The sequence below is a fragment of the Paenibacillus sp. FSL H8-0260 genome (genome assembly GCF_045040625.1).
Taxonomy (GTDB): Bacteria; Bacillota; Bacilli; order Paenibacillales; family Paenibacillaceae; genus Paenibacillus_AQ; species Paenibacillus_AQ odorifer.
The window spans coordinates 3,833,343-3,846,623 of record NZ_CP150298.1; the positions used below are offsets into that span (position 1 = coordinate 3,833,343).

Below are 13,281 nucleotides of genomic sequence, written 5' to 3' on the forward strand. Positions count from 1 at the left end.
AAGATTGCCTTAGAAGGAGCATAAAATCTGTGACAAACTTCACACCGAAAATGGCCTAGCCTCTTTTCCAAATCCCACGTTCATAAGGTTTAGGTACATCATGTACGCCACCAAGCGCTTCTTCAGCATGTAAAGCCCAATAAGGATCACTTAACATCCCACGGCCAATAGCTACAAGCTCCGCCCTTTTTTCTGCAATGATGGACTGTGCCTCAGAATAGGCTTCAAGCCGTCCTACCGCAATTACTGGCACTTGTAATCCACTGCGAATATATTCTGCCAGATCTGCTTGGTAGGCTGGGCCCGCATTAGGTCCACCATTAGAGCCAATGGGACCTTCACCACCTGAAGACACATGGAACATATCCACTCCAGCATCCTTATATCGGCGGCAAAACGCCAGGGCATAGTCAGCATCATATCCACCATCCACATATTCTTTCGCGGAAACCCTCATGATCAAGGGCATATCTACTGGCACTACTTCTCGGATTGCTGCAACTACTTGTACTCCAAAAAGTGCTGGATCTTGTCCATATTCATCCAATCTGATGTTGGTCAGAGGTGAATGAAACTGGTGAATTAAGTAGCCATGCGCACCATGAATCTCCACAGTATCAAATCCTGCCTCTACAGCTCGACGAGCGGCAGCACGAAAGGCTTCTATCATCTCAAGGATGCCTTCCTTAGAAAGCGCCTGTGGCTGCTTAGAACGAACATCAAATGGAATTGCAGAAGGGGCTACCGGCGGTTCAGCATCGACTGCTTTACGTCCAGCATGACCTAGTTGAATGGCTATTTTTGCCCCATAGGCATGTACACTATCTGTGAGCTTACGATAAGCCTCTATATGTGTATCACTCCAAATCCCTGTATCCCGGTTCGTTATTCTACCGTCCGGATGGACTCCAGTCATCTCAACAATAATTAGACCAGTACCTCCAATAGCACGGCTTACATAATGAACAAAATGCCAATCATTGGGAATGCCATCCTCTTTATCCACCGAATACTGGCACATAGGCGGCATAACAATACGATTTTTCAGTGTTAAACCCTTCAATTCATAAGGTGCAAACAATTCTGACATCCTTGTCCCCATCCTTCCACCTGTCTATAATTGGCCCGGGAATATCCCGTTCTATTTAGTATACACGCATTAGGGTGTGCAAGAAATCTTTACCAGAGCCCTTGAAGAAACGGCATAAATTCATCCTTCAATGGAGATAACAATGAAGAATATGGTGATGATCAGGTAGTAAAGGAGGCATATGGGGATGTATGATCAACGGAGAGTCCAGAAACTGCTAGTAGTATTAGGATCAATCATTGTCCTGCTATTTCCAACCTCTTCAGCAGAGGTTGCTTCAGCCCCAGCTCAGAGTCAGAAATCCTCACAGGATCAAATTAAAAGTACGCAAACCACTGACGAAGACAAGGCGATATCTGCGGGAACTTCTACTACAAATAATTCAACGAGCAGCAACAATAAGAACACTAAGGGCTTGTCTCTGAGTCAGCTATTACACAAATATCCCGAGACCTTTAAGACCAGCGGTCCTAGGAATAAAGTCATCGCCTTAACTTTTGATGATGTGCCTGACCCAAGGTTTACACCCCAATTGCTAGATGTTCTTAAGAAATATCATGTCAAAGCAACCTTCTTCGTGGTGGGAAGCCGAGCTGAGAAACATCCCGCTCTAGTGAAGAGGATGATTAGAGAAGGACATGCTATTGGAAATCACTCTTATGATCATCCTCAGTTTGTGAAGCTAAAGATGCATGATTTCAGATCACAGATCATTGAGACCGAGAACATTATTCAAACCTTAGCCGGATATAAACCACGCTTGATTCGTCCACCCTATGGAGATATCTCTGAGCAACAGTTGAGATGGGCAAAAAATCATGGTTATAAGCTTGTAAATTGGAATGTGGATTCGTTGGACTGGAAGGGACTTTCCAAAACTCAAGTTAGAAATAACATCTTAGCTAATGCTGGAAAAGGAGCAATTATCCTTCAGCATGGTGGAGGTGGGCCGGGTAGTGATCTTCGCGGAACGATTCAGGCTTTACCTGAGGTAATCACGATTATGCGTAAACGTGGCTATTCATTCGTTACCGTTCCTCAATTGCTGCAGGTCTCTAAAAATAAATAAACAAGAAACGGAGGCAGCCGCTAAGGACTCCCTCCGTTTCTTGTTTAACCTATTTAACCCATTTCATATCTCTATAATAAATCTCTATATTTTTATCTAGCTATTTAACAATGTATAATTGTACATATTGATAACCAAAATCGGCTACAAAGCTTTGGCTGCCTGGGATAAAGATATCGATCCGGTTACCTTTAATGGCACTTCCCATATCGGTTGCAGTAGCCAGAAAAGCTTCTTTAGGCAATCCTGCGTGTGAATGTCCGGTAACCAATACTTTTGTTCCGAGAGGAATTACACTTGGATCAACTGCGATGGTTCCTAGCTTGAGTGGGTTCCCGAAATAATCAACGGCACCCCAGCCTCCATTCTCACTAGCCGCTGAGGAATAAGCAGAAGCCTTAACTTGTATCGATTTCTCGTAGTTAAAGGACTTGCCCCATGCTTCAACTGTTTTTGATTCTGGAGTAACATTCAGGCTTGGTGTAAGCACTGGAGTTTCTGTCGTAGCCACAGACTCTGCTTGCATTTTACTTGGGATCGTTATTTTAAGTCCATCGTAAATATTAAGAGCAGCAACGTTTGGATTAGCTTTCATTAAATCATTAACACCGACATTGTATTGCTGAGATAGAGTATAGAAAGTATTGCCTTCCTTTGCAATATGAACGCTGTCTGCAAAAGCAGGAGCGGTGTGCAGCAATGCACTAATTCCCATAACTGCAGCAAGGATTTTAATGGTTCTGAACTTGTTCTTCATAAATGCCTCCTCTTTAGATGGGCGTAAGCGGTATGACTTCCGTATACGCTCGTGTACATTTCCTGTACTTATGTACATCTTGTGTGATGTCCTGATGTATTGTTGTCATTTGTAAAACTGACAGGACTTAATATATCACAATTTTGTAACCTATGCGCATGTAATTGTTACCATTCTGAAATAACATGTTTAATTATTGTCTTTTGTCCATTAAGAAGTTAACGTAATTTTGATTATGTTAACTAAAAAGCGACAATCACATCCTATTATATAAGATAATTAAATAATATTCTTTGAGATTTTACATAGATTTAACATTTCGTGCCTCATCCAATAGTAAAATGATAGAATATGATAAATAGATTTGAGATATAGACATCGAAGCATATTTGGAGGTCCCATGAATACAGAAGAGATTAAAAACAATCAGAGCAGTCCAGCCACTGCTTACCTCAATAGGGATTTGAGCTGGATCGAGTTTAACCGCCGCGTACTCAAGGAGGCGCAGGACCCTGATAACCCTTTAATGGAACGTGCCAGATTTCTGGCGATCGTCTCGAGCAATCTGGATGAATTCATAAGCGTTCGTGTGGCGGGAATTCAGGATCAGATCCGGGCGGGCTATACTAAAAAAGATTTCACAGGCTACACCCCTTCCGGGCTGTATAAACGCCTCATCAAACGCGTAACCAAAATCATTGCCGATCAATACCGGACGTTCCGTGATATTTCGCGGAGTTTGCATAAAGAAGGCATCGTATTTGTGGATTATGAGGATCTTACCCATGCCCAAGAGCAGTCCATAGAACAGTATTACCGGGATATCATCTATCCTGTACTTACGCCAATGGCTGTTGATCAGAGCCGGCCGTTTCCACTCGTGCACAGCCAGTTTATCTACCTAGCTGTTGTTCTTACTCGTAAGAATGGTCTTGAAGAGGAGCCTTATTTTGCTATCCTGCAAATTCCTTCTAATTTGCCAAGATGTATCCCTCTTCCCCACCGCTCTAATAGTAAGAAAAGACAATTTGTATTTATTGAAGATGTGATCCGCCATCACATTCAAACCTTATTCAGCGGTTACGAACCTGTTGCGGTTAGTGAGTTTCGTTTGACTCGTAACTCAGATCTTACGATCGATGAGGAAGGTGCAGAGGATCTGCTGGAAGAGATCGAAAAAGAGCTTCGCAAGCGTCGTCGCGGGGTGCCAGCCCGTCTGGAAGTACAAAAAGGTATCCATCCCTATGCTCTTGAGCAGCTGCAAGCGGAATTTGAGCTGGAGGACTTCGTATTTGAAATTGAAGGTCCGCTCGATCTAGGCTTTCTTCGTAATTTTGCCGGAAGCTTAAAAGGTTTTGGTTACATGAACTATCCACCTATTGAGCCGGTTTATCCTGCTGAATTTCAAGAAAATGAGGATTTCTTCGAGGTGCTGCGTGAACGGGATGTATTAGTCTACCACCCTTACGAGTCTTTTGATGCAATGACAGACTTTATCATTCAAGCTTCAGAGGATGAGCAAGTGATGGCGATTAAAATGACCTTATACCGTGTCAGTGGAAATTCTCCACTTATTACTGCACTAGCCAATGCTGCGGAGTCTGGTAAGCAAGTTACAGTGGTTGTAGAGTTAAAAGCTCGATTTGATGAGGAACGGAATATCGCTTGGGCACGCCAGCTTGAAAAATCAGGCTGTCATGTCGTTTATGGTTTGATCGGACTCAAAACGCATGCCAAAGTGACCTTGATTGTCCGCCAGGAAGGCCCTGAACTGCGCCGTTACGTGCATGTAGGCACAGGAAACTATAATGACAGTACAGCCAAGGCCTACACGGATCTCAGTCTATTCACCGCCCAAAGCGATATCGGACTGGACGCTTCTGAGCTGTTTAATCAAATGACTGGATATTCGGCTAATTTTGACTGGCATTCCTTCATTGTTGCACCGACGAATATGAGCTTATCCCTGCAAAAGCTAATGATGCGTGAAGCTGAACATGCACGGGCAGGCAGACCCGCTCGCATAATCGCCAAGATGAACTCGCTCTCTAATCAGCAAGTGATCGACGATTTATATAGCGCAGCCCAAGCCGGAGTCTCCATTGACTTAATCGTGCGAGGGGTTTGCTGCCTACGTCCGGGAATAGAGGGCTTAAGCGAAAACATTACCGTACGCAGTATTGTAGACCGTTTTCTGGAGCACTCCCGGATCTATTATTTCGAAAATGGCGGCAAACCTGAGGTGTATTTATCCAGTGCCGACTGGATGACTAGAAACCTAACCCGCCGGATTGAGCTGATGTGTCCTGTCAGAGACAGCGGCATCCGTAAACAGATCGTCAAAATTCTAGAGTTGTCTCTAAAAGATAATGTTAAAGCCAGCTTCTTGCAGGCTAATGGATATTACGAACAACCAGACGACAAAAAGGCCCCTTTCCGGAGCCAGTTTGCTGCGATGGATGTTACACGTTGGAAGGGAAGCCGAGTTTTACCTTCACCGCCCAAGCATTCTTAAATGCTTTTATCGCGTTCTCAATGTCCTCTAGGCCAATTAGCAGTGACGATGCGCCCTCTAAGTCCAGATGAAGCGTATTGCCGTGCAGATTGGCCTTCAGGCCGCTTACAATTCCAATCTCCGTGCTGTCCAGCGCAATGCTAAGCTGGACAAGCGATCCGAGCTTATGAATCCACTCTTCGTCGGATGGCAGCAAAATGTCCTTATGTTGTTGGGACAATTTCTGCTTCCGGCTTTTTGTGCTGTATGAGGCAATCATAGCGCAAAGAATAAGCTGACGGTGGGTAAGTCCACGAATTGGTGAATTCATCAACCAATACAAAGTATGTCTTTTGGATTGGTAATAGTTAATATTCGTTCCCGTACGATGCAGCATGATGGACACGTAAATTAACATCTCGTGCTCTGCTCTATTCGATTCATCTTTAAATGCGTCAAACAGGCTGAGTGCTAGCTTGTTGATATGATCTAAATACCGTTTAGAAGTATGAATATCAAAGCGAATGATCGTGTTTAAGCTATATTCCAATGCACTATCACGCACTGGCTGCTCCGGCTCCAGCAGATCATGCAGCAAGCCTTCTCTGAGCCCTTCCCCGCTGATTACCGCCTCACTCGCCCCAATATACTGATACACCGTATGGAAAATAATCAACCCGGATACAATGATATCCGCCCGACTCTTAGATAATCCATCTAAATCCTTACGTTTTTCGTAAGGCATTGAAGGTAGGGTGTTCATAAAGTACTCGATCGTCTCACTGGTCATCGTATAGCCATGGGAGTTAGGCAATGAGTATGCTCGTGTCTTCTGATCCAGCTTCCCTAAGGAACGAACCGTCCCTCCTAAACCGAATAAAGGAAGTCCAGCTTTGGCATTTAGCCAATCATGCTCAACCAGTCTGCCCAGGACAAAGGTCTGCAGCTTGTGAATCTGCTCATCGCTCCAATTCCCACCTTGACCGAACATTAGGTTGGTATTTACTGCCCCGAACGGGAAAGAAATGCTGTGTTGATAACGCCGCTCACAAAAAAGAGTGATTTCAGTACTCCCGCCACCAATATCAATGACATAACCATCCTCTACATTAAAGGCATTAATAACACCCAAGAAGCCATAATATGCCTCCTGGTGGCCACTGATCACCTCAATCGGAATGGAAGAGGATTGTGACAAAAAGCTTATTATTTCACTTGAGTTAGCCGCATTACGAATGGCTGCCGTTGCACCCGCCCGAATGGTTTCCACTGCAAAAGCGTTGCAGATTTCCTTAAACTGCCGCAAGACCGGAACTATCGTTTCCATGTCCTTTTGTTCCAGTCTATTCTCCTTTGTAATCTTCTCACTAAGGCGAGCGGAGTACTTACACTCCTTGATGATCTTATAGCCTCCTTCGCGCGTTGTATCATAAATTACAAGACGAATGGAGTTCGAACCAATATCAATAATGCCTATCCGGCGTAGATCATCTCTCATTATGTATGTACTCCTTTTCCTGTTGATTGACTGACCATCTATTATACATGGTTTACATAAATAAATGAACTCAGCCCCCAGCGATATATTCCCACATTACCCTCAGGACCCTATAACAAAACGGCCACCGGATACTTGTCCAGGGCCGTTTTGACGAATTCTTTATAATACTTTACTTAAAAAATCCTTAGTCCGAGCATGTGTAGGATTACCGAATACTTGTTCAGGAGTACCCTGTTCAACGATGAACCCGCCATCCATAAACAGAATGCGGTCACCCACTTCACGGGCAAAGCCCATCTCATGTGTAACAATAACCATTGTCATTCCGTCTTCGGCAAGCTTTTTCATAACCTCAAGTACCTCTCCTACCATTTCCGGATCAAGCGCTGAGGTAGGCTCATCAAAAAGCATCACATGGGGCTGCATGGCTAATGCACGAGCAATCGCGATCCGCTGCTTTTGTCCACCGGACAATTGAGCTGGATAAACATCCTTTTTATCTTCAAGCCCTACAGTCTTGAGGAGCTCCATTGCGAATTTATCGGCCACAGCCTGCTGCTGTTTTCTTACTTTAATCGGTGCGAGCGTAATGTTTTGCAGAACGGTTTTGTGCGGAAAAAGGTTGAACTGCTGAAAAACCATCCCCATCTTCTCACGCGTTGCATTGATATCATGCTTCTTTGAGGTGATCGATTCCCCTTCAAAAGTGATCTCGCCACCTGTAGGCTGCTCCAATAAATTCAAGCAGCGCAGAAAGGTACTTTTTCCCGAACCACTGGGCCCGATTACAACGACAACCTCACCCTTTTTAATCTCCAAATCGATTCCTTTGAGAATCTCCAGCTTTCCGTAATGCTTCTGCAGGTTCTTAACGGCGATCATCGGTATTCAGCCTCCTTTCGAGTCTACCTAGGATCTTGGAAAGCGTAAATGTTAGAACAAAATACATAAATGCAGCAATCACGAGTGGTGTCATGCCATCATACGAAATCGTTGTAACTGTACGAGCTTGAAACATCAAATCCGTTACTCCGATAAATGAAATAATCGATGATTCCTTGATAATGGTAATGAACTCATTACCGATTGCCGGAAGTACACTTTTAAGTGCCTGAGGAAGTACAATATGACGCATGGTCATCCCTTGTTTCATTCCAAGTGAACGTGCGGCCTCCGTTTGTCCACGATCGACACCCTGAATCCCGGCACGAAAAATTTCTGCCAGATAAGCAGAACTGTTAATGGAGAGTGTAATCGCCCCGGACTGAATCGGAGTAAACTCAATCCCAAATGTCGCCAGCCCGTAATGGATGAGAAACAATTGCACAAGCATTGGAGTGCCCCGCAAAAATTCAACCCAAGCTGTGGCTAAGAAACGTAACACTCTCCATTTTGACATGCGTAGTAGAGAGACGATAATCCCAAGAATGAAGCCAAATAATACACCAAGAACAGCAAGTAGCAAGGTATATTGTAGTCCAGTCAAGAAAAGATCACGATAATCATAAGCCATTCTAAATAAAGTAATATCCAATATCTTATCCTCCTATCTCCAAAAAAATAGAAAATAGCAAAGTTCCGCTATTTTCTGTAATACACATACAATTTACTTCAGCAGACCTAAAACAATATACATTCCTTACTTCGTGCTTTCAGCAAGCTCGCTGGCAGCCGCTACATATTCATCAATCTTACCTTCTGATTCTAGACGTTTAAGTGTGGCATTTACTTTATCCAGAAGCTCTGTATTGCCTTTTTTAATCCCAATTGCGTATCCATCATCTTCTACTTCAGGCTTAGCATCGGTAATTACAAGACCCGCTAAATTCTTAACAAAAGATTTGGCTACAGGTCCTTCAATAATTGCTGTATCGATACGGTTTGATTGCAATTGCAGAACGATCTCGGAGATTTTACCAAGAGAGGTGATCTTTGCGCCTTCAATCTCTTTGGCGATTTCTTCTTGAATAGAGCCTGTCTGTACACCAATTTTGGTACCCTTCACCGCGTCCATAGTAGCGTATTTATCTTTATCTGCTTCGCGTACTACAATAGCTTGTTCTGCTTTGTAATAAATATCTGAAAGTTCAACCGCTTTTTTGCGTTCTTCAGTCGGGCTAAGGCCGGAAATTACCATATCTACGCGTCCACTGGACAATTCGTTAAGCAGTGAATCAAAAGGCAGATCCTTAACTTCAAGCTCAGCGCCCATGTCGGCAGCAATTTCCTTAGCGATGTCGATATCAAAACCTACGATGGTATCTTTTCCGTCCACTACTTTATGGAATTCGTACGGAGGAAAATCTGCACTTGTTCCCATAATCAGCTTTTTAGTAACTGCACCGGAATTTGCATTACCACTAGCAGCGGTATCATTATCATTTTTATTTTGACCGCAGCCTGAAAGCAGACCTACCGCTAATACCATTCCTAAACTAAGTTTACCCCATTTGTTCATTTCTATATCTCCCCTATTCATATGAAAAAATCTAAGTTGACCCAATGACTGACTTATTATAAATCAGAACGCATGAATATGCAAAGGCATAATTGTGACAATAACTTCCTTTTAATGGATTTCTATGAGGGGAATTCTATAATACGCAGCTAAAAAATCACTTTTATTCACGTTGAAGCTAAATTTATACATTTTTACTATCCCCTATACTGGCTAAATCATTCGACTGTTTATTCCTAATTTCATAAAAAAAGGACTGCTCCCAGAGTATTTACCATACTCCCAGGTGCAATCCCTTATTAACCCATTACAGAATTCGTTAAACTTTATCTGGTTATATCATCGTAGATATCCATGTACTGCTGAGCGGATACATTCCAGCTATAATCTCCCGCGAAAGCATTTTTTGTGATCTTTTTCCAATGTTCAGGCTGCTTGTAAAAAGAAAGCGCCCGGCGTAGCGTAAACATCATATCGTGTGCATTATAATTGCTGAACGTAAAGCCATTGCCTTCACCGGTTTCTTCATTATAAGCGTGCACAGTATCATTTAGGCCACCTGTCTCACGGACAACGGGTATGCTACCATACCGTAAAGCGAGCAGCTGGCTGATGCCACAGGGCTCAAACTTAGACGGCATAAGGAAGATATCGCTGGCAGCATATATTTTTCGTGAGAGTGCATCATTAAATAAGATCTGTGAAGACAGCTTGGTCGGATACCGCCATGCCGCTTCCTTGAACCAACGCTCGTAGGATTCATCACCTGTTCCAAGCAGCACAAATTGAATATCATCGTGATATAGCAACTCATCCAGCACTCGGGTAAGCAGGTCTAAACCTTTGGAGTCCACGAGACGCGTGACCATGGCTACCATTGGGATATTAGCATCCACAGGTAATCCCAGCTCTTCCTGCAAGGCTACTTTGTTCTCCGTCTTCTTGGTCAAATTAGAACGATAACGGGTAACAAGGCTCGAATCTGTCGCTGGATTATAACTTTTAGTATCAATGCCATTCACAATCCCACTTAAAACATCTGACCGTGCGTTCAACAAACCATCCAAACCGTAACCATAATAAGGTGTGCGAATTTCTTCTGAATAAGTCGGACTGACGGTCGTGACCCGATCACTGAATACAATCCCGCCTTTTAAGAAATTCACATTACCATAGTACTCCACACTACCAAAATAGCTGCTATCCAGACCTAACAGCTCTCCAAGTACCTCATAAGGAAACACTCCCTGATACAACAGGTTATGTATTGTAAATACACTCCGCATTTCACTGTAAAATGGATTGTGGCGATAATGCCCCTGTAGCAGCATTGGAATTACGGCCGCGTGCCAATCATGGCAATGCAGTACATCAGGCTGGAAATCAATGGCTGGCAGACACTCCAGCACTGCACGATTATAGAACGCAAACCGTTCACCATCGTCCATATAACCATAAATTCCATCACGGCCAAAATAATACTCGTTGTCGATAAAATAAACGGGGATACCCTCATAGATAATGCGTTCAATTCCACAGTATTGCTTTCGCCAGCCAATTGGAACATACACTTCCGTTAAATGCTCCATTTGAGCGGTGAACTTGTCAGGAATCCCACGATATTTAGGCAAAATCACTCGTACATCTACCCCGGCAGCCTTCAGCGCTTTAGGTAATGCTCCAATGACATCGGCCAAACCACCCGTTTTGACAAAAGGATGGGCTTCAGCTGCGGCAAATAAAACTTTCATGATTATTTCCCCCTTAAACTGTACGGATTCTCTATTCGTACTTAGATCTATAACTCTTTTGCCTCTTTATTCTTACCCATTCGTGACGTTTTTTTAAACACCAGAAAGCTAAGGGGCGGAAGAGTCAGCTCTATGCTGTTCACCTGATTGTGCCATTCCAGCTTAACGCTCTTTTGAGGGACATTGTGCAATCCGGAGCCACCATACTCTTCATTTTCTGAGCTAAAGAGCTCCTCATAAGTCCCGGCCCGTGGCACGCCTATACGATAATTGTGCCGTTCTACCGGTTGAAAATTGATGACTATAAGCAGCGTATCTCCTGGTTTCTTCCCTCGGCGTATATACGAAATCACACTTTGATCATTGTCATCCGCATCAATCCACTGATAACCCTCTTGAGAATGATCCAGCTCCCACAACGCTTTTTCGGAGCGATACAGTTTATTAAGTGCAGCCGTGTAGGCAAGCATACGACGATGGCTCTCATAATCCAACAGCAGCCAGTCCAGCTGCTCCTGATCCTTCCACTCGATAAACTGACCGAATTCCCCACCCATAAACAGAAGCTTTTTACCGGGATGAGAGATCTGATATCCCAGCAGCTGCCTGAGGCCTGCGAACTTTTGTTCATAAGTACCCGGCATTTTGTCTAACAAAGACTTCTTGCCGTGAACAACCTCATCATGCGATAGCGGCAATGCGTAATTTTCGGCATAAGCATAACATATTGGGAACGTAAGTAAATTATGATGATAAGGGCGCCCACCAAAATCATGTTCTATGTAGCCTAGCGTATCATTCATCCAACCCATATTCCATTTGTAATTGAAGCCAAGGCCCCCTTCATGCACTGGTGCAGTAACCCCTGGCCAAGCACTGGACTCCTCCGCCATCATCAATGCTTTTGGGAAATAATGAAAGATAGCCTTGTTCAGATTCTGGATAAATTTGATGGCCTCCAGATTCTCCAATCCACCATTAACATTCCGCCGATATTGATGATCCCGCTTTTCGAAATCTAATCGAAGCATACTCGTAACCGCATCTACACGCATTCCGTCGATATGATAATACTCGAACCAAAACAGCGCATTAGAAATAAGAAATGAAGAAATCTCCGGCTTACTGAAATCAAACGAAAGTGTCCCCCAGCCTGGTTTTTCAGCTAACATTGGATCGGCATATTCATAAAGTGGCGCTCCATCAAACATACGTAATCCGTGTGCGTCTTTGGCAAAGTGAGCGGGAACCCAATCTAAAATCACACCGATACCTGCCTGATGCAGCTGATCGATCAAATACATCAACTCATGGGGTTCGCCATAACGGCTGGTTGCCGCAAAATACCCCGTCCCTTGATAACCCCAGGATAGATCATATGGATGTTCTGCCAACGGCATAAATTCCACGTGTGTATAGTTCATCTCCACCAAATAAGGAATTAACAGCTCGCTCATTTCCCGGTAGGTATAGAACTCACCATCCTCTTTTTGACGCCAGGTACCGAAGTGCATTTCATAAATGTTCATCGGTTGTTGATATGGAGCTTTGCTTTTCCGACGCCATGCTGCATCTCCCCAGCGGTAGCCATCCAGTTCTGCTACTACCGAAGCCGTTGCCGGTCGAACCTCAGCTTTAAAAGCAAAAGGATCCGCTTTAAGGAAACTTGATCCATCTGAGGCAAGAATCCTGTATTTGTAAAAAGTTCCCGGCTGTATTCCCGGAAAAAAACGACTCCAAAATCCTGAATCGGGTATCTTATATAACGAGTCCACGCCCTGTGTTCCGTCCCAATCATTATGATCACCAGCTAGTCCTACATATGTCGCATGAGGAGCCCACACGGTAAAGCGCACACCGGTAACGCCTTCTTCAGCGGCAGTGTGTGCACCCAGCATAGAATAGCTGCGATAATTGGTGCCCTCATGGAACAGATAGATATCAGCAGCTGACGGAAGGGTCTCGATTTTTGCTTTTTCAGCCAATTCTACACCACCTTTTTCAATGTGCTTGTACCTATTACCTTACCCGAATATTACCATTTTGAAAATGTTTTGATGTTAAAAGAAAAGATTTTCTGATAAAGAAATATTAATTGTAATTTTTCTGTTTACAAAGCAATATATTTCACCTATGTCGTTTCAAGCGCTTGTCGTAAGTT

Annotated in this window: 10 protein-coding genes; 2 read left to right on the forward strand and 8 right to left on the reverse strand. The window is 43.7% G+C overall.

Annotation, left to right across the window (positions count from 1 at the left end; all coding sequences use genetic code 11):
- Positions 1-55: 55 nt before the first annotated feature.
- Complete coding sequence (locus tag MHI51_RS17015; protein ID WP_076218217.1) at positions 56-1,090, reverse strand: NADH:flavin oxidoreductase/NADH oxidase; 1,035 nt, start codon at positions 1,088-1,090, stop codon at positions 56-58.
- A 187-nt stretch (positions 1,091-1,277) separates the two neighbouring features.
- Between MHI51_RS17015 and MHI51_RS17020 the strand changes: the two genes are divergently transcribed.
- Positions 1,278-2,159 carry a polysaccharide deacetylase family protein gene (locus tag MHI51_RS17020; protein ID WP_076184412.1) on the forward strand — a complete coding sequence of 294 codons (882 nt, stop codon included), beginning with the start codon at positions 1,278-1,280 and terminating at the stop codon, positions 2,157-2,159.
- A 100-nt stretch (positions 2,160-2,259) separates the two neighbouring features.
- Here MHI51_RS17020 and MHI51_RS17025 read toward each other — a convergent pair whose 3' ends face one another.
- Entirely contained in the window at positions 2,260-2,916 is a 657-nt protein-coding gene (locus MHI51_RS17025; protein ID WP_076277037.1) for a 3D domain-containing protein, read from the reverse strand.
- A gap of 400 nt (positions 2,917-3,316) precedes the next feature.
- On the opposite strand from MHI51_RS17025, the gene ppk1 reads away from it, so the two are divergent.
- Complete coding sequence (gene ppk1 / locus MHI51_RS17030; protein ID WP_076130046.1) at positions 3,317-5,431, forward strand: polyphosphate kinase 1; 2,115 nt, start codon at positions 3,317-3,319, stop codon at positions 5,429-5,431.
- Here ppk1 and MHI51_RS17035 read toward each other — a convergent pair.
- The 6 genes from MHI51_RS17035 to glgB all read right to left on the reverse strand — a co-directional run bounded on the left by MHI51_RS17035 (position 5,379) and on the right by glgB (position 13,105).
- Positions 5,379-6,908, reverse strand: coding sequence for a Ppx/GppA phosphatase family protein (locus tag MHI51_RS17035; protein ID WP_076218218.1), 1,530 nt, complete (start codon positions 6,906-6,908; stop codon positions 5,379-5,381). The two genes, ppk1 and MHI51_RS17035, sit on opposite strands and share 53 nt — an antisense overlap.
- Positions 6,909-7,070: 162 nt before the next feature.
- The gene (locus tag MHI51_RS17040) at positions 7,071-7,793 is read right to left on the reverse strand and encodes an amino acid ABC transporter ATP-binding protein (RefSeq protein ID WP_076130044.1); all 723 of its coding nucleotides are present in this window, start codon (positions 7,791-7,793) and stop codon (positions 7,071-7,073) included.
- On the reverse strand, positions 7,780-8,445 hold the full coding sequence (locus MHI51_RS17045; RefSeq protein ID WP_232061382.1) for an amino acid ABC transporter permease: 666 nt from the start codon (positions 8,443-8,445) through the stop codon (positions 7,780-7,782). The genes MHI51_RS17040 and MHI51_RS17045 overlap by 14 nt, the downstream gene beginning before the upstream one ends.
- Positions 8,446-8,550: 105 nt before the next feature.
- On the reverse strand, positions 8,551-9,369 hold the full coding sequence (locus MHI51_RS17050; RefSeq protein ID WP_036687634.1) for a transporter substrate-binding domain-containing protein: 819 nt from the start codon (positions 9,367-9,369) through the stop codon (positions 8,551-8,553).
- A 326-nt stretch (positions 9,370-9,695) separates the two neighbouring features.
- Complete coding sequence (gene glgA, locus MHI51_RS17055; protein ID WP_036687636.1) at positions 9,696-11,120, reverse strand: glycogen synthase GlgA; 1,425 nt, start codon at positions 11,118-11,120, stop codon at positions 9,696-9,698.
- Between the two features lie 47 nt (positions 11,121-11,167).
- Complete coding sequence (glgB, locus tag MHI51_RS17060; protein ID WP_280753134.1) at positions 11,168-13,105, reverse strand: 1,4-alpha-glucan branching protein GlgB; 1,938 nt, start codon at positions 13,103-13,105, stop codon at positions 11,168-11,170.
- Positions 13,106-13,281 lie beyond the last annotated feature (176 nt).